The 19,105-nt window shown below is 31.0% G+C and carries 16 protein-coding genes; 12 read left to right on the plus strand and 4 right to left on the minus strand.

Annotated elements, in window-relative coordinates; genetic code table 11:
• Nucleotides 1-5: 5 nt before the first annotated feature.
• From M3P09_RS16440 to M3P09_RS16460, 5 genes are all read left to right on the plus strand, one after another.
• Entirely contained in the window at nt 6-641 is a 636-nt protein-coding gene (locus M3P09_RS16440) for a hypothetical protein (RefSeq protein WP_099563931.1), read from the plus strand.
• Between the two features lie 17 nt (nt 642-658).
• Nucleotides 659-2,776: a methylmalonyl-CoA mutase gene (gene scpA, locus M3P09_RS16445; protein ID WP_099563930.1), complete on the plus strand. Its 2,118-nt coding sequence runs from the start codon at nt 659-661 to the stop codon at nt 2,774-2,776.
• 39 nt (nt 2,777-2,815) lie between these two features.
• Nucleotides 2,816-3,937, plus strand: coding sequence for a helix-turn-helix domain-containing protein (locus M3P09_RS16450; protein ID WP_249973957.1), 1,122 nt, complete (start codon nt 2,816-2,818; stop codon nt 3,935-3,937).
• 161 nt (nt 3,938-4,098) lie between these two features.
• On the plus strand, nt 4,099-6,474 hold the full coding sequence (locus M3P09_RS16455; RefSeq protein WP_249973958.1) for a TonB-dependent receptor: 2,376 nt from the start codon (nt 4,099-4,101) through the stop codon (nt 6,472-6,474).
• 89 nt (nt 6,475-6,563) lie between these two features.
• Complete coding sequence (locus M3P09_RS16460; RefSeq protein WP_249973959.1) at nt 6,564-7,763, plus strand: PHP domain-containing protein; 1,200 nt, start codon at nt 6,564-6,566, stop codon at nt 7,761-7,763.
• A gap of 52 nt (nt 7,764-7,815) precedes the next feature.
• On the opposite strand, the gene M3P09_RS16465 is transcribed toward M3P09_RS16460, so the two are convergent.
• Entirely contained in the window at nt 7,816-10,584 is a 2,769-nt protein-coding gene (locus tag M3P09_RS16465) for a M16 family metallopeptidase (RefSeq protein WP_249973960.1), read from the minus strand.
• Between the two features lie 178 nt (nt 10,585-10,762).
• Between M3P09_RS16465 and M3P09_RS16470 the strand changes: the two genes are divergently transcribed.
• From M3P09_RS16470 to M3P09_RS16500, 7 genes are all read left to right on the plus strand, one after another.
• Nucleotides 10,763-11,527, plus strand: a complete 765-nt coding sequence (locus tag M3P09_RS16470) for a ParA family protein (RefSeq protein WP_099563925.1) — start codon at nt 10,763-10,765, stop codon at nt 11,525-11,527.
• Nucleotides 11,528-11,530: 3 nt separating this feature from the next.
• Nucleotides 11,531-12,439 (plus strand): ParB/RepB/Spo0J family partition protein, encoded by a 909-nt coding sequence (locus M3P09_RS16475; protein ID WP_249973961.1) that lies wholly within the window; start codon nt 11,531-11,533, stop codon nt 12,437-12,439.
• Nucleotides 12,429-13,049, plus strand: coding sequence for a DUF5683 domain-containing protein (locus tag M3P09_RS16480; RefSeq protein WP_099563923.1), 621 nt, complete (start codon nt 12,429-12,431; stop codon nt 13,047-13,049). The genes M3P09_RS16475 and M3P09_RS16480 overlap by 11 nt, the downstream gene beginning before the upstream one ends.
• 36 nt (nt 13,050-13,085) lie before the next feature.
• Nucleotides 13,086-13,790 carry a 4-hydroxy-tetrahydrodipicolinate reductase gene (gene dapB, locus M3P09_RS16485; RefSeq protein ID WP_099563922.1) on the plus strand — a complete coding sequence of 235 codons (705 nt, stop codon included), beginning with the start codon at nt 13,086-13,088 and terminating at the stop codon, nt 13,788-13,790.
• A 64-nt stretch (nt 13,791-13,854) separates the two neighbouring features.
• On the plus strand, nt 13,855-15,438 hold the full coding sequence (gene lepB, locus M3P09_RS16490) for a signal peptidase I (RefSeq protein ID WP_249973962.1): 1,584 nt from the start codon (nt 13,855-13,857) through the stop codon (nt 15,436-15,438).
• A gap of 40 nt (nt 15,439-15,478) precedes the next feature.
• Complete coding sequence (locus tag M3P09_RS16495) at nt 15,479-16,102, plus strand: WbqC family protein (RefSeq protein ID WP_249973963.1); 624 nt, start codon at nt 15,479-15,481, stop codon at nt 16,100-16,102.
• Entirely contained in the window at nt 16,102-16,410 is a 309-nt protein-coding gene (locus M3P09_RS16500) for a DUF6122 family protein (protein WP_099563917.1), read from the plus strand. Before M3P09_RS16495 ends, M3P09_RS16500 begins: the two co-directional genes overlap by 1 nt.
• Before the next feature lie 30 nt (nt 16,411-16,440).
• Here the strand turns inward: M3P09_RS16500 and M3P09_RS16505 are convergent, their stop codons facing one another.
• Genes M3P09_RS16505 through M3P09_RS16515 form a run of 3 tightly spaced genes read right to left on the minus strand, consistent with a single transcriptional unit; the run spans nt 16,441 to nt 19,104 of the window.
• Nucleotides 16,441-17,469: an endonuclease/exonuclease/phosphatase family protein gene (locus tag M3P09_RS16505; RefSeq protein WP_249973964.1), complete on the minus strand. Its 1,029-nt coding sequence runs from the start codon at nt 17,467-17,469 to the stop codon at nt 16,441-16,443.
• 27 nt (nt 17,470-17,496) lie between these two features.
• The gene (locus M3P09_RS16510) at nt 17,497-18,345 is read right to left on the minus strand and encodes a rhomboid family protein (RefSeq protein WP_099563915.1); all 849 of its coding nucleotides are present in this window, start codon (nt 18,343-18,345) and stop codon (nt 17,497-17,499) included.
• Complete coding sequence (locus M3P09_RS16515) at nt 18,346-19,104, minus strand: rhomboid family intramembrane serine protease (RefSeq protein WP_249973965.1); 759 nt, start codon at nt 19,102-19,104, stop codon at nt 18,346-18,348.
• Nucleotide 19,105 lies beyond the last annotated feature (1 nt).

Consider the following 19,105-nt stretch of genomic DNA (forward strand, 5'->3'; position numbering starts at 1 on the left):
CTATTTTGAAAAAAAACTTTATCATATTATCTGTTTTATATTTTACAATTCTGAGTTGTAAAAAAAATCAAAATAAAGAAACTTCTAATTTAGAAGGAAAGTTTTATTATTCAAAAGATGCACACTTAAGTTATTATTTTCCAAATGGTTTTAGGTTTTTTATTCCAGGAAACGAAGCCGAATATGATAGCATTGTTTCTACAATAAGTAATTCAAAACTTAAAAATATCCTTTTGGGAAATTATGTAGAAAGACACATTAATCCAGCTGCAAAAAGTTTTCAATACTTGTTTAAAGAAGATTCTACGAAATATCAAAATGTTTTTGTGAATGAAGTAGATTATTCTAGACTAAATGACGCTAGAGCTAGTAGTTTTTCATTTATGAATAGAGTGCATAAAAATTCAATAAACAAAGACTCTACAAGGCACCTGAACGTGTATAAAGATTATTTTATAAACAAAAAAGATTATCAAATAATTGTAAACAAAGGTGATTTTTTATTCAATAATGATACTATCTTTTGGGAAAATTATGTCGTCTCAAAATTTTATAGAACATTTTCTATTCAAATAGAATCAAACTCAGAAATTAATTTCTTACCATACATAGATAAAGTTCAATTTGGAGACAAACGGTAATAAATCAGATTAATTAAATGCGAAAGAACATCCAACATATCAATTTAAAGTCTGAAGTTAAAAACTTGAATTTAGAAAACTCTAAATTCTTAACTGCTGAAGATATTCTTGTAAAATCAAATTATTCTAAAAGCGATTTGCAAGACGCTGAGCAATTAAATTTTGTTGCTGGAATAGCACCAAACCTTCGTGGACCATACAGTACTATGTATGTTCGAAGACCTTGGACCATTCGTCAATATGCTGGATTTTCAACAGCCGAGGAAAGTAATGCCTTTTACAGACGTAATTTGGCTGCTGGTCAAAAAGGATTATCAGTTGCTTTTGATTTAGCAACACATCGTGGATATGATAGCGACCATGAACGTGTGGTTGGAGATGTTGGAAAAGCAGGTGTAGCCATCGACTCTGTTGAGGATATGAAAGTGCTTTTTGATCAAATTCCACTTGATAAAATGTCGGTTTCTATGACCATGAATGGGGCTGTTTTACCAATTATGGCATTTTATATAGTGGCAGCTGAAGAGCAAGGCGTAAAACCAGAACAGTTGGCTGGAACCATTCAAAATGATATTTTAAAAGAATTTATGGTTCGTAATACTTACATATATCCGCCAACACCATCAATGAAAATCATCTCAGATATTTTTGAGTTTACAAGTAAAAACATGCCCAAATTTAATAGCATTAGTATTTCTGGTTATCACATGCAAGAAGCTGGAGCAACCTGTGATATTGAATTAGCTTATACTTTAGCAGATGGTTTAGAATATATTAGAAAAGGGCTAGCTGCAGGTATGAACATTGACACCTTTGCGCCTCGTCTATCTTTTTTCTGGGCCATCGGTATGAATCATTTTATGGAAATTGCTAAAATGCGAGCAGCGCGTATGTTGTGGGCTAAATTAGTAAAGCAATTTAACCCAAAGAATGATAAATCTTTAGCCTTACGTACACATTGTCAAACAAGTGGTTGGAGTTTAACTGAGCAAGACCCATTTAACAATGTAGCTCGAACTACCATTGAAGCAGCCGCAGCTGCCTTTGGAGGCACTCAATCTTTACACACAAACGCATTAGATGAAGCCATTGCTTTACCAACCGATTTTTCGGCACGTATTGCAAGAAACACACAAATATTTTTACAAGAAGAAACTAAAATCACTAAAACTGTTGATCCTTGGGCTGGAAGTTTTTATGTTGAAAAACTTACTCATGATATAGCTCAAAAAGCATGGTCGCTTATAGAAGAAGTTGAAGAACTTGGAGGCATGACTAAAGCTATTGAAGCTGGCATACCAAAAATTAGAATTGAAGAAGCTGCAGCTCGTAAACAAGCACGTATAGATTCAAGCCAAGATATTATTGTTGGTGTTAATAAATATAGATTAGAAGAAGAAGACCCCATTCAAACTTTAGAGGTTGACAATCAAACGGTTCGTAATCAGCAAATTGAAAGTTTAAACAAGATTAAATCCAAAAGAAATTCAGATAAAGTTAAGATCGCTTTATCGAAATTAACCGATGCAGCTCGAACAGGACAAGAAAATTTATTAGCTTTAGCAGTTGAGGCTGCTCGCGAACGAGCAACTTTAGGTGAAATTAGTGATGCTCTAGAAGCCGAATTCGGGCGTTATAAAGCACAAATTAAATCATTTTCTGGTGTGTATAGTAAAGAAATAAAAGACGATGAAAGCTTTAAAAAAGCAAAAGAGTTAGCAGATATTTTTGCAGAGCAGGATGGTAGAAGACCTCGAATAATGATTGCAAAAATGGGGCAAGATGGGCATGATCGTGGCGCAAAAGTAGTAGCTACTGGTTATGCTGATGTTGGTTTTGATGTAGATATTGGTCCTTTATTTCAAACGCCGCAAGAAGCAGCTAAACAAGCTGTAGAAAACGATGTACATATTTTAGGCGTTTCATCTTTAGCAGCTGGACACAAAACCCTAGTACCGCAAGTTATTGAAGCATTAAAAAACTATGGGCGCGATGATATTATGGTAATTGTTGGAGGTGTCATCCCAAAGCAAGATTATCAATATTTATTTGACGCTGGTGCTGTAGCAGTATTTGGACCTGGCACAAAAATTAGTGACGCTGCCATTAAAATTTTGGAGATTTTGATTGATTAAGTATAAATGTTCTAATTTCAACTAACTACTAACAATCAAATGGATAATTTATCAATAATAGGAGTAATAAGCTTTGTAATAGTTGCTCTATTTTTACTTTTCTCTACTTTCTTATTAACAGTAAAAACCACAAAAAAACTTAGCAATCAACTCTTAGCTAGTTTTTTAATTATTACAGCTATAGATATTAGCGTATTTTTTTATCATAATTTTATTGAGCTTCCACCAATAATTGAAATGCTAAGAATACAAATTTCTGCTTTTAAAGACCCATTTCTTTTTCTTTATATCCTTTCTGTAATTTATTCAGATTTTAAACTTAAAACTAAGCACCTTGTTCATTTAGTCCCTTGGATAATAAATATCTTCATATTATTACCTAATTTCTTTATGGCTTCTGAAAGTGCTCAAATTGATTTTTTATCTAATTTCAATGAAACTACAGAATCTTATTATATTTCTATATTAGGTAAGATTATTGAGGTCATTTATATTATCGCAGAAATTTATTATCTATTAAGGTATCGTAAATTATTATTAGAAAATTACACTAGTAAAGATGCTTTTTATAATTATCATTGGGTAAAACAACTCATCATATTTATACTTATTGGCCAAGTATTAACTTTTATAAAAGCTGTTATTAGGGATTCTGGAGATTTTGATATAGAATTTGTAAATATTTTTAGAATCATTTTATTAGCATTCGGATTATTCTTTAGCTTTTGGTTAGTGTTTAAGGCTCTTTTATCTCCAAAGTTATTTAGAGGAATTGAGGTCAACCTTCGTTTATCTAAAGAAATGATTACTAATGATGATGAAAAAGATAATAATCAAATTCAACTCATAAAAAATTATATGGATAAAGAAGAACCGTTTTTAGACCCTTCTCTAACCGTAAAAAGCCTGTCAGAAAAAATGGATTTACCACATCGTGAATTATCTATTTTAATAAACCAAGAACTTGGACAACACTTTTTCGATTTCATAAATAAATATCGTATCGAAAAAGCCATGTCAATATTAAAAGATCCTTCAAAAAAGAAACACACTGTACTCGAAATTTTGTACGAAGTTGGATTTAATTCAAAATCTTCATTTAATACCGCTTTTAAAAAGCATACAGGTACAACACCAACTGCTTACCGTAAAACTGCATAAACAAAGGACTCTGTAAAAAGTCGAACGTTTTAATTGAGAAAGTCGAACGCATTTTTTTTTAGAAATGCGTTCGACTTTTTATAATCGGTCGTGTATCGTTTCCTTCCGTTAGATATTTGCTTCAAATAAAAACAAGTATCAATTTTAAAACGAAAAATATTATGAAACGTTTAATTACTCTACTCCTTTTAATGTTTCCAACATTATTAATTTCACAAGTTAACATTAAAGGAAAAGTTACAGGTCAATCACAAGCCGTAGCTTGGGCAAATGTAGTTTTAACAAACTTAAATGATGATATTATTACAGGAAGTATAACAGATGATTATGGCACATTTAACTTAAAAGCAGAACCAGGAACTTACAAATTAACAATTAGTTTTATAGGTTATAATAGTTTCGCAAAAGAAATAACCCTAAAAAATGATTTAGACTTAGGCGCTATAGTATTAAAAGCAGATAACACACTTGACGAAATAGTTATAACTCATCAAAAAAAATTAATTGAACAAAAACCAGATCGAATAATTTTTAATGTTGAAAATAGTGTAACCGCTATTGGTGGCGATGCTTTAGATGCATTACGAATTGCTCCAGGTTTAAGAGTTCGTAATAATAGTATTAATTTACTAGGTAGAGGTGAATCTAGAGTTATGATTAATGGTCGTTTATTACAACTTTCAGCCGAAGACTTAACAAGTTACTTAAATTCTATATCTGCCAGCGATATTAAAAAAATTGAAGTTATAACCACCCCTCCTGCAAAGTATGAAGCTGCAGGCAATGGCGGACTTATTAATATTGTTTTAAAGAAAGGGCAGCTAAACTCTTGGAAAAACACCATTTCTATTGCTGAAAATATTAACACTTATCATTTTACAACATTAAGAAATAGCCTATTATACAACAAGAGTAAATTAAGTCTTTCTTTTAATGTAAATGGTGTGAAAGGAAACTCAAGAAATATTGAAGATTTTCAAGTGTATTACCCAAACAGCACTTGGGATATTGATATAAACTCCAAGGAAAGAGAAGATAATCTATCAGTACAGTTTCTGTTGGATTATGGTATAACTGAGAACACAACTATTGGGGTTCAATATTTAGGAAATACCAAAACACCAGATCTTACAGACAAGAGTATTTCAAGAATTTTTAATCATTCAAACACCCTAGATTCTTTACTTATTAATAATGGAAATAATCATTCAAAAGTAAACAGCCATTTAATTAACCTACATGCAAATACTAAATTGGATAGCTTAGGAAAGAGTATTTCTTTTGATGTAGACTATTTTACATACGATTCTAATCAGAACAGAGATTTTATAACAAATAGTTTTGCTCCAAATAATGATTTCTTGGGCGTAAATGCTACAGCAAATAACTTTTCAAATCAAAAAATAGAAAATTTCAGTGTTAAAACAGATGTAGAACATCCTTCAAAATTCATTAACCTGTCTTATGGTGCAAAAATTAGCAGCATTAAAAACAATAGTGATATTCAGTTTTTTAATACCATAACAGGAACTCCAGTTTTTGACTCGAATATATCCAACACATTTAAATACGAAGAAAACAATCAAGCCATTTACATTAGTGGATTAAAAAAAATAAATGAAAAGTGGAATGTACAATTAGGTCTAAGGCTGGAAAACACGAAAACTAAAGGCTTTTCGGTAGAATTAAATGAAACGAATACTGATAGCTATACAAAACTGTTTCCTTCTTTTTACGCAAGTTATAATAAAAATGAAAACAATAGTTTTTCATTAAGTTATGGAAAACGTATTGAAAGACCTCGTTTTAGAGACTTAAACCCTTTTCGATCTGTTATTAGTAGTAATACATTTAGTGTTGGAAATCCTTTTTTAAGACCTTCATTTGTAGATAGTTTTGAGTTTAAACACACTCACAAAAACAAATATACAACCAATGCTTTTTTAAGTATTAGAAACGACGGAGCTAGTGTTATTTTTACTTCAGATGTTGAAAATAGCACACAAATTGTAACCCGATCAAATTTTTTCAAACAGTATATCTATGGCATTGGAGAAAGCTTCCTATTTAACAAGGTTTCTTGGTGGCAAAGTCAAAATAGCCTGAATGTTATTGGTTCGAAAACAGAATTTACTATGGATATTGGAGCAAAACCTCAAAATGGCATCATGTTTAGTGCAAATTCTAGCAATAAAATCACTATAAGTAAATCTACAAAGTTACAAATAGATGCCTCTTATGATTCTCCTTTTAAAGCTGGTCTATTCAGTGTAGGAGAAACCTATAGCCTAGATTTAGGTGTTAGTAAACAGTTTTTAGATAAAGATTTACAAGTTGCTATATTAATAAAAGATGTTTTTAACACATCCAGCTTAAACAACTTAGAGTCTACTGTAAATAGTGTAAAACAAGTATATGGACAAAATGATAACAATCGTTTTATCAGACTTTCTGCTAGTTATAGTTTTGGGAATAAAAAAATAAATGAGAAAAGACGAAACTTTGGAAATGAAGAGGAAAGAAGAAGAACGAATTAAATATAATTACTTTAATAAAGTATAGCTATATTTTTTATTTCGATAGATTCTATTATATTCATAAAAATAAATAATTTAAAAAGCTAAAAATGAAAACTTTAAACCCATTAATACTTCTACTCTTTATTGCGTTTTCTAGTTGTAGTAAAGAAAAAATGTCATCTAAAAAACAATGGTTTAAAGGTAATTTACACACACATTCTTATTGGAGCGATGGTGACGAGTTTCCTGAAATTATTATGGATTGGTACAAGAGTAACGATTACCAGTTTGTAGCTTTAACTGATCATAATACTTTAGCTGAAGGTGATAAATGGATAACTATTTCAGGAGATTCTATTTATCAAAAAGCTTTTAAAAACTATTTGAATACTTATGGTTCAAACTGGGTTAACCATAGAATGGATTCTTTAAACCAAATACAAGTAAAATTAAAAACCTATAATGAATACAAGACGAAGTTTGAAGAAGATGGTAAATTTTTAATTATTCAGTCTGAAGAAATAACAGATCATTTCAATAATAAGCCTATACATATTAATGCCACAAATGTTAAACAGAAAATAAATCCGCAAGGAGGCAATAGTGTATTAGAAGTGATGCAAAATAACTTAGATGCAGCAGCTAAACAAAAGAAAGCTTTAAATATACCTATGATAACTCATATAAATCATCCTAATTTTGGATATGCTATTGGTCTTGAAGAAATGAAAGCTTTAAAAAACGAACAATTTTTCGAGGTATATAATGGGCATCCAACTGTGCATAATTCTGGAGATGCAGACCACATGTCAACAGAAATGATGTGGGATTATATTAACATAGCTTATATTGAAAATAATAAACCCTTAATGTACGGACTTGCTACTGATGATTCTCATCATTATCATAGAAAAGGTAGTAAATGGAGTAATGCTGGTAGAGGCTGGATTATGGTACAAGCAGACTCATTAAATCCTAAATCTTTAATAAATGCTATGGAAGCAGGACAATTTTATGCAAGTACTGGCGTAGAATTAAAAGATTTATCATTCAAAAACAACATGCTTTTTGTTGAAGTTAAAGAAGATAAAAATACTACTTATAAAATTTCTTTTATTGGATGTAAAAAGGGACAAGGAGAACCTGAAGAATTTGCTACTAATGAAGGAAATAAAGCTAACTTTAAATTAACAAACGAGATGCTTTATGTAAGGTGTAAAATAACTTCTTCAAAGTTACACCAAAATCCTATTGAAGATTTATTGTTTGAAAATGCGTGGACTCAACCTTTTACTTTTTCAGAATAAAAAAAGCCAATCTATAAAAATATAGATTGGCTTTTTTTCATCAAGATAGTTATTAATCAACTTTCTTATCACTTTTTATTTCTGGTGATTTTTCAAAGTCTCCAGCATTTACTACCGTCCAATTGTCAAAAGTTTTAAAGTATTTTTTAATCACTTTATTTACATCATTAACAGTTAAACTAACAACGCGATCTTCAATACCCTTTTGAAACATCATATCTCTATCAAAATATAAATTGTTATTTATGGTAGATGATAATTCGTTGTCCTTAGCTCTAGATACATTTTGCCCTTGTACCCAACTGGTTACAGCAACTTTAAGTTCATCTTCAGTAATACCATCAGCAATAAAACGCTCAATTTCTTCACTAAATCCTTTTTGTACTTTTGATGCATTCTCTGGTGCATAAATAGCATAAACCAAAATAGATGACTTCTTATCTTTTTCATCTCCATCAACACTCACTCTTCCTCCAGCACCATAACTAACTCCATCTTTTTGGCGTAAACGTCCTGCTATTCTTGAATTTAAGAATCCGCCACCAAAGATAGACCCTGCTATTTGAAGCGCCGCATAATCTTCATCAACCTGACTTCCTTCAAAAGCTAAAACCCCAATACTAATTGCATTCTTTTTGTCTGGAGTTTTAATTTTTTCGTTCGCAGCGTTGTTTGCTATATATTTATCAGATATAGGCGCATAAGCTTTGTCAGATTTAAAATCTGAAAATTCTTTCTCAAAATAATCTTTTAATGATTGCTCGTTTATATTTCCTATAGCAATTAATGTTGCATTATCAGAAATACCATAAAACTCATTATAATAATTTTGAATAGCATCAACAGTTACAGCATTAATAGCTTCAATATCTTCTTCTAAGCTTGTTCTATAAAGCGGATGTCCCTTTTTATAGTTCTGATTAAGTGCCCCTAACCTTTTACTTGCTAAAAATTGTGGTTCTGTTTTATTTTGCTCAATACTTGCTAATTCTTGAGTTTTTAATTTATCTAATTCTGCTTGATCGAATTTAGGGCTTTTAAGCATGTCTGTCATTAAAGCCAAAGTTTCCATAAGGTTTTCTTCTGTAGAACTTATATTTACATTTACACGACCATTAGATCCTCCAAAACGAATTGAAGATTTTAAAGCACTCAATTTATCTTCAATATCTTGTCTAGAGTTATTTAGTGTCCCTTTATTAAGCATTCTTGCAGTATAACTAGCAACACGCCCTTTATTCATAAAGTCGTTTACATTTCCGTTTCTAAAAGTAAATGACAAGGTTACTGATTTACCTCTATTATTCTTTTTAATAAATCCGTATTCTATTGGGGTTTTATTTAAAGTACCTGAGTCTAATCTGTTTTGAATATTCTCGTAAGACACATCAAAAGCCTCTCCTGCTCCATAACCTTCCTTACCTTTATAACTAGATACTAAAGCATCAAGTCCATCGGTATGCTCAATTTCTACACGAATAGGTGTTTTTGTTGGGTTAAAATTACCAACAGTTCTATTAGTATTTATTAAATAACGTTGTGCAGCAGCATTTACTTTTTCGGCTGTCATGCTTTCTATTCTATCTCTAGTTATAAAAGCTAATCTCCAATCGCCAGCTCCTATAAATTCACTCATATAAGTTCCTAAAAAAGCAGAATTTCTACTTATTTGATCAATCTGTTTTAACAAATTAGCTTTAGCTCGTTTAACTTCTTCTTCAGTTACTGGTTTATCTTTTAAACCATCTAATACAGAAAGCAATGTGCTTTCAGCTTCTGTTATAGATTTATCAGATGGCACATCAACATTTATATATAAAAATGATGGTTCTTTTGTGAATGGTGAAAACGACCAAAGACTAGATGCCTTTTTACCATCAACCAAAGCTTTATATAGTCTACCAGATGGCTGATCTGTTAAAACCTCTTCAGCAATTGCTAAAGCTGCATAATCTTCATGCGACCCAGCAGGTGTGTGATATAGTGCAGATACAATTTGCAAATCACCAACACGACTTAAGTTAACACGTTTCTCTCCATCTTGAGCTGGCTCAATAGTTGGTATATCTCTTAATGGTGTATTTGGGTTTTTAATCCCTGCAAACTTTTTCTCAATTAAGGCTAAAGTTTTATCCGTTTCAAATTTACCAGTAACCATTAGTATTGCATTATCTGGACGATAATACTTTTTATAAAAAGCTTGTAAGTTTTCAATTGGCACTCGCTCTATATCAGAGCGGTTTCCAATAGTAGATTTTCCATAATTGTGCCATAGAAATGCTGCACTTATAACTTTTTGCATCAAAACTCTAGTTGGCGAATTTTCGCCGCTTTCAAATTCATTTCTTACCACTGAAAATTCAGATTCTAAATCTTTTTTAGCTATGTATGAGTTCACCATTCTATCAGCTTCTAAATCTAAAGCCCAATCTAAGTTCTCATCATTTGCATTAAATGTTTCATAATAATTGGTTCTATCATACCATGTAGTTCCGTTTGGTCTAGATCCTCTTTCTGTTAATTCCTTAGGAATGTCTGGGTGGTTTGGAGTACCTTTAAAAACCATATGTTCTAACAAATGCGCCATTCCTTTTTCGCCATAACCTTCATGCCTAGAACCAACCATATACGTAATGTTTACAGTTATTGTTTGTGCGGAATTATCTGGAAACAATAGTACTTTCATACCATTATCTAACTTATACTCTGTTATACCTTCTACACTTGCTGTTTTTTTAATTTGGGCTTCAATAGATATTGAAAATGATACTAATAAAGCCAAGCATAGAGAAATTTTTAATAAATAATTAATTTTCTTCATGATGAAATATTTGATGTTTTTTGTAAATATAAGATAACTTTATTGTTTTTTTTGTTAAAAATTTAACAAAAAAATAGAGATTTCTCACAACACAATACCTCTAATCGAATGTTAACAACTTCAGTTTCCTATACTCATAAATAATTGTATTTTTACGTTTAATAAAACCAAATCATTAATGGGTAAAATCATTGCAATTGCTAACCAAAAAGGAGGTGTTGGCAAAACAACAACTTCAATAAACTTAGCAGCTTCATTAGGCGTTCTAGAAAAAAAAGTTTTACTTATAGATGCTGACCCTCAAGCAAATGCAACTTCTGGAATTGGTATAGATGTTGAAACTGTAGAAATTGGCACTTACCAACTTTTAGAGCATTCTAACTCTGCTAAAGAAGCCATAATAAAAACAGAAACACCAAATTTAGATATTATTCCAGCTCATATTGATCTAGTAGCTATTGAAATAGAACTTGTTGATAAAGATGCTCGTGAATATATGCTTAAAAAAGCGCTAGATGATATTAAAAATGATTACGATTATATTTTAATTGATTGTGCTCCTTCTTTAGGTTTATTAACATTGAATGCGTTAACAGCTGCTGATGCAGTAATAATTCCTATTCAGTGTGAATATTTTGCCTTAGAAGGCTTAGGAAAACTCTTAAACACTATAAAAAGTGTACAAAAAATACATAATCCAGAATTAGATATTGAAGGCTTATTGCTTACCATGTACGATTCTCGTTTACGATTATCAAACCAAGTTGTAGAAGAAGTGCAAAAGCACTTTAATAATATGGTTTTTCAAACTATAATTCAACGTAATGTACGCTTAAGCGAAGCCCCTAGCTATGGTGAAAGTATAATTAATTACGACGCAGGTAGTAAAGGTGCAAGTAATTACTTAAGTTTGGCAAAAGAAATTATCAATAAAAACTCCTAAATTATGGCTAAGGCAACAAAAAAACAGGCTTTAGGTAGAGGTTTATCAGCGCTTTTAAAAGACCCTAGTAACGATATTCAATCTGTACAAGATAAAAATGCCGATAAAGTTATAGGTAATATTGTTGAGTTAGATTTAGATTTTATTGAGGTCAATCCTTTTCAACCACGAACAAAATTTAGTGAAGAATCTCTTCGCGAGTTAGCCTCATCTATAAAGGAATTAGGTATTATTCAACCTATAACAGTTAGAAAATTAGGATTAAATAAATATCAATTAGTTTCTGGTGAGCGTCGTTTTAGAGCTTCTAAATTAATAGGTTTAGAAACTATTCCTGCCTATGTAAGAATTGCAAACGATCAGGAATCCTTAGAAATGGCGTTAGTTGAGAATATTCAACGTCAAGATTTGGATCCTATTGAAATTGCTTTGTCGTATCAACGCTTAATTGACGAAATTAATTTAACACAAGAGCAAATGAGTGAGCGTGTTGGAAAAAAGCGCTCTACCATTGCTAACTATTTACGTTTATTAAAACTCGATCCTATCATTCAAACTGGAATGAGGGATGGTTTTATTTCTATGGGACATGGCCGTGCATTAATTACTATTGAAGATCAATCAATTCAACTAGATATTTACGAAAAAATACTTTCTGATAAATTATCAGTTAGAGAAACTGAAGGTTTAGTGCGTAACTTTAATGCTAACGAAACCTTAGCCCCTGAAAAAAAAGACGAAGAAGAAGATGTTCCAAAATTCATAAAAAAAGGTATAACTGCTTTTTCAGAATACTTTGGACATAAAATTGACGTTAAAGTCTCTAAAAACGGAAAAGGAAAAATAACAATTCCTTTTCATTCAGAAGAAGATTTTAATCGTATAAAAAAATTAGTTCAAGGTGCTAAATAAGCTTCCAATAACAGGAATATTTTTATTTTTAAGTTGCTTTTCATTATTAGCTCAAGATAAAGATAAGAACAAAGAACTAGGAGAGCTTCCAAAAGAAGTTGTTATAGATTCTATTATTAAAATTAAAGAGCCTATTAATCCATTATCTCCTGCAAAAGCAGCATTTTATTCTGCTGTTTTACCTGGTTTAGGGCAGGCTTACAATAAAAAATATTGGAAAATTCCCATAGTTTATGTTGCTTTAGGAGCAGGAACCTATTTTTATATCACTAACAATAATGAATATAAAAGGTACCGTGATGCCTATAAAAGTAGATTAGCTGGTTTTACAAATGATGAATTTTATTTAGATTCTGAGGGCAATCAACTTGAAACACCAAGAGTGACCGACGATGGCTTGCGTCGTGCACAAAAATTATTCAGAAGAAACAAAGAAGTATCTCTTTTAGTAACCGTTGGTTTATACGCTTTAAATATTATTGATGCCAACGTAGATGCACATTTAATGCAATATAATGTTGATGAAAACTTAACATTGGCTCCACATTATAAAATAAATGAAATAGATGCTACAGGCAATCTTGGGCTAACTTTAAATTTTAAATTTTAACCCATAGTAAATATTAAGCAAATAATATAAATACATATGAATATCGCTTTACTTGGATACGGAAAAATGGGAAAAACCATAGAACAAATTGCCATAAAACGTGGACACAATATTGTTTTAGCAGTTGACAAAGATGATAAAGATTACGATATTACTAAAGCAGATGTTGCAATAGACTTTAGTATTCCAGATGTTGCTTTCAATAACATTTCTAATTGTTTAAACAACAACGTCCCAGTTATTTCTGGAACAACTGGTTGGTTAGATAAATACAATGATGCCGTAAACCTATGCAAAGAAAAAAGTGGAGCTTTTATTTACGCTTCAAACTACAGTTTAGGTGTTAATATTTTCTTTGAGCTTAATAAAACACTTGCAAAAATGATGAGTGCTTTGAAGCAGTATAATGTTACAATGGAGGAGATTCACCACACTCAAAAGCTTGATGCTCCTAGTGGAACAGCTATTTCTTTAGCAGATGGTATAATTTCTGAACACGATGGGTTTGATAATTGGAAACTAGACGAAAGTGGAGTGAACACTATTCCTATTACCGCAAAGCGGATTGAAAATGTTCCTGGAACGCATACTGTAAATTACGAAAGCGAAGTAGATACTATTTCTATAGAACACGTGGCACATAACCGACAAGGCTTTGCTTTAGGCGCTGTAATTGCTGCAGAATGGATTGTGAATAAAACTGGTATTTTTACAATGAATGATGTGTTAAATATTGGTTAATGCCTAATAAATATGTAACAGCATTTAATGCTTAACTACTAACTAAACAACAAAAATTACGATTATGACTTTAATGCAATGGTTTATATTTATTCTAATTATTCAAGTAATACATGGTTTAGGTACTTGGAAATTATACATTAAAGCTGGCAGACAAGCTTGGGAAGCCTTTATTCCTGTATACAATGGTGTTGTTTTAATGAAAATCATTAATCGCCCTTGGTGGTGGATCATTTTGCTATTCTTACCCATTGTAAACCTTATTATGTTAATAGTGGTTTGGGTAGAAACAGCAAGAAGTTTTGGTAAAAACACCAAGTTAGATACTTTTTTAGCAGTTGCAACCCTTGGGTTTTATAACTTTTATTTAAATTATATTGCCGATGTTGAGTATGTAAAAGATAGAAATATTCAGCCAAAATCTAGTTCTGGCGAATGGACAAGCTCTATTCTTTTTGCTATTGTTGCAGCAACCATTGTACATACTTACTTTATTCAACCCTTTACTATTCCATCATCATCACTAGAAAAATCCTTATTAGTTGGTGACTTTCTTTTTGTTAGTAAATTTCATTATGGCGCTAGAATACCAATGACTACAGTTGGAGCTCCTATGGTACACGACACTATTCCTATTTTAAATAAAAAATCATATTTGTTTAACGATCGTTTTGAAGAAAGAAAAACATCGTGGATAAATAAATTGCAATTGCCATACATGCGATTGCCTGGTTTTGAAAAAATTGATAGAAACGATATTGTAGTTTTCAATCAACCTGCAGATACGCTAAGAGACATGGATGTTTTTACTCCTGATAGAAACTACTACAAACCTATTGATAAGAAAACAAACCTTGTAAAGCGTTGTGTTGCTATCGCTGGAGACACTTTAGAAGTCAGAGATGGGTATGTTTACATTAACGGAAAACAAAATGTATTACCAGATAGAGCACATTTACAATTCAGTTATTATGTGCAGCCAAAAACAAATCAATTTAATGCCAAATACCTTAAAGAACGATACGATATTACTGATGGATTTAGAATTATCAATAATCAAAATACGTATGGCTTTTCTGCAATTTCTGATGAAGCCTTAGCAAAATTCAAGAACCACCCAAATGTTGCTAGTATCATCCCTATTAAAGACGAAAAAGGACGTAGAGATCCAAATATTTTTCCACATCATCCCGATTATAAATGGAATATTGATTTCTTTGGGCCTCTTTATATTCCTGAAGAGGGCAAAACTATAGATATTAACTTAGAGGTTTTACCGCTTTACAAACGTGTTATTACAGAATATGAAGGCAACACATTACAAGTAAAAGGTAATCAAATCCTAATTAATGGACAGGTTACAAACACTTATACCTTCAAACAAAACTATTATTGGATGATGGGAGATAATCGTCATAATTCAGTAGATGCAAGACGTTGGGGATTTGTTCCTTTTGATCACGTATTAGGTAAACCTGTATTTATTTGGATGAGTTGGGATGGATTTCCTAATGCTAGGTGGGAACGATTCTTCACAACTGTTAGTGGTAGTGGAAAAGCTACATCTTATTTTATTCCATTCTTAGTTATATTATTTGGTTGGATTGGGTTTAATAAATGGAGAGCAAGACGAAAAGATAAAAGTTAATATAATTTGTGATTCCTACAAAGGCAAGAATGGTATACTAATGAATGTTATACTTCATCCAACATATTTCCCAAACATTGCGCATTTTGTTGCCATAGCAAATGCAAAACATGTAGCGTTTGAAGTTGATGATAATTTCTTAAAACAAACCTATAGAAATCGTACTTATATTTACGGAGCTAATGGAAAATTGGCTTTAAACATTCCTGTTATTCATTCTCAAAAAAATCGTCAAAAATATAGGGATGTAAAAATTTTTAATGAAGAGAATTGGCAAAATCTCCATTGGAAATCGTTACTTTCTGCATATCGCACTTCTCCTTTTTTTGAGTATTATGAAGATGAGTTGCAACCATTATTTGAAGTAAAAGCAGATTATATTTTAGATTTTAATTTGAAATGCTTTGATGTTATTTGTGATTGCTTACAATTAGAATTAGAGGCATCGAAAACAGAAATTTTTCAAAAATCAATTGAAAACAAAACAGACTATAGATACTTGGTAAATGCAAAAAAAGAAGCTTCTCATAAATTTGAACCTTACACGCAAGTATTTAGTAACAAACACGGTCATATTCCTAATTTAAGCATTTTAGATTTGCTATTTAATGAAGGGCCAAATGCTTTAAATTATTTAGAATCTCAAACCTTAATACGGCTATAATGTTACAAACATTTGCGCATTATGGTTGTCATTTTTTAATACCGCTTTTAGTTGCATTAGTATGGTACAAAAGCCAATGGAAATTCGCTTTTTTAATTATGATTTCTGGTATGCTAATAGATTTAGACCATTTACTAGCAAACCCTATTTTTGACCCTAACAGATGTAGTATTAACTTTCATCCACTCCACTCCTATTTTGCTATAACTTTTTATTTATTTCTTTTAGTTCCAAAAAAATCTAGATTACTAGCTTTAGGGCTGGTAATCCATATTATTTCTGATATTGTTGATTGCTCGTTTATGTAAGATTTCTGTATAGATAGGACTGAGAAAACATTAATCTTTTTGCAAACTTAAAGTAGTCATTATCGGGTAATGATCAGAGTAGTGCTCGTTATAAGCTTTAAACCCATTCACCGCAAAAGCTTTATCAGTTAAAATAAAATCAATTCTTACAGGAAAAAATTTAAACTCGTAAGTTCTACCAAAACCATTTCCAGCTTCTTTAAACGCATCATTTAAATTGCCTTTAATTTTTCTATACACATAGGAAAAAGCAGTATTATTAAAATCTCCACAAATTATCATTTTATAATTGCATTGTTTTTTATGCATTAAAAATAATTCAGTTTGAAATTGTTGCATTTTAAATGTTGCACCTACTCTGTTAAAAAGGCGCTCAGAATCTTCTTTTTTAAGGCTTTCAACATTAGCATCAATACGCATAGACTCTAAATGAATATTATAAATTCTTATGGTGTCTTCACCTTTAACAATATCAGAAAATATAGCATTATTTCCTGTATCAGGAAACTCAATGGAACCTGAGTTTATAATAGGGTGTTGCGAAAAAATGGCTTGCCCATATTTAGTTTTCTTACCAGAAAGCTTTTCAAACTTGTATTTAAAAAAAGATAAATCCACATTTTCATGTGGGTGATATTCTTGTATGCTTAAAATTTCTGGTGATTCGGTTTTAATAAAATCGACAATATTATTTTCAATGCTATCTCCAGATATCCAATTATAAAGATTAAATAATCTCACGTTATAATTCATAACCCTAAAATTATTTGGATCTTCTATATGCTTTGAAGATGAAAATTTATATAACGACCCAAAAAAAACATAACCAATAAAAAGTACTACTAATGATAATATAAATTGCTTTTTAAGTTTAATGAGCCAGTATAAAAAAAACAAGGCATTACATAAAATTAGAAACGCAACACCTAAACTAAGTACGGATAAAACCGAAAACGTTTTAGGAGGTGTAAACGGCAAAAGAAAAGACAACAAAAGAAGGATAGCAAAAACCGCATTTATAAAGTAAATAATTTTATTTATAAAACTTAGTTTTTTCATAATACATTAGAAGTCTATTGACTTTTCTTATTTACCAGCTTTAAAAAGAAACTCTTTTTCTTCGGCAGTTAGGCTATCGTAACCGCTTTTGCTAATCTTATCTAGTATAATATCTATTTTTTTCTGATTATTAAACTGATTAAACTCGCCTTTAGTATAACCACCAACTTTACTTTTGTTTTTATGAACCGTTTTTAAAGGTGCTTTTTTCGAAAATTTAAACATACTTATAAAAGCATCCATAAATTTTTCGAACCCTTTACCAATATCTTGTCCTTTTACGAGTTGTTTTGCGTAGACATATCCTAATAAAGCACCTCCTAGATGTGCTAAATAACCACCTGAATTAGAGCCAAACAACCCCAAAACATCTAAAATAATAATAGCTACACCTATATACCAAAGTTTTAAATTAAACGTAAAAAAACGAACTTCTTGATTTGGCATATATGCGCAAATAAATATCAACAGAGCTCTAACAGCAGCCGAAGCACCAACCAACCTTGAATTAACACCAAATATATTTGGAAACAGTGTGTAACAAATCATGTATAAAAGCCCACCAGAAATAGCACCAAGAAAATAAATGTTAAGTGCCATTTTTGAACTAAACAAATTTAAAAACATGCGCCCTATAAAATAGAGCCAAAGCATATTAAATAAGATATGCCAAAGATCGCCATGTAAAAAAGCGTAGGTAATAATCGACCAAGGTTTTACTATGAAATCAGAAAAATTACTAGGTAATTCAAACCAAGAAAAACCTGTTTTTAAAACCAATCCAACTAAAAAAACAACAACATTAATAGCTATAATTTTTTCTAATACATTAAGATTAGATAATTTGTCTTTTATGTCTTGAGAGAGCGACGTCATTTAATTCCAACGATTTCTATTAAACTGATTTTTTTTCCAATACCACATAATTATAAAACCTGTTAATGCACCACCTACGTGAGCGAAGTGTGCGACATTTCCATAGCCAAAAATTGATTGTCCACTTATACCAGAAATCAAATCGATTAAAATAATACCTGGAATAAAGTATTTAGCTTTTATGGGAATTGGTAAAAAAATCATCATTAATTCTGCATTAGGGTTCATCATACCAAAAGCAGCTAAAACCCCCATAATACAGCCTGATGCACCAACCATTGGTGTATAATAAGCTTCTTGAAACGTTTTTAATTGTTCAACAGGAATTACATCAACCAAAGTGGTGCGCAATAAATTCATATTAGAATTCAAAGCATTCATAATCTCCGGCTGGGGTAAACCAGCCTCAGTTATTAAATTTAATCCTGATTGAAATTCATAATAAGAAAAAACTGTTTGCAACAAAACAGCTCCTAATCCAGCAGAAATATAAATAAATAAAAATCGTCTTGAACCCAAAACTTGCTCTACAGGTGTACCAAACATCCACAATGCAAACATATTAAACAAAATATGCGTTGGGCTACCGTGCATAAACATATGTGTAATAATTTGCCAAGGTTGAAATGCTTCATTCTTTGGAAAATACATAGAAAACCAATCATAAAATAGTTGCCCTTCTCCTATAGTTAATGTACCAATAAACATAACCACATTGATGATTAATAAATGTTTAACGGTATCTGAAATTCTCATCATA

Source organism: Jejuia spongiicola, assembly GCF_023502325.1.
Lineage (GTDB): Bacteria > Bacteroidota > Bacteroidia > Flavobacteriales > Flavobacteriaceae > Wocania_A > Wocania_A spongiicola.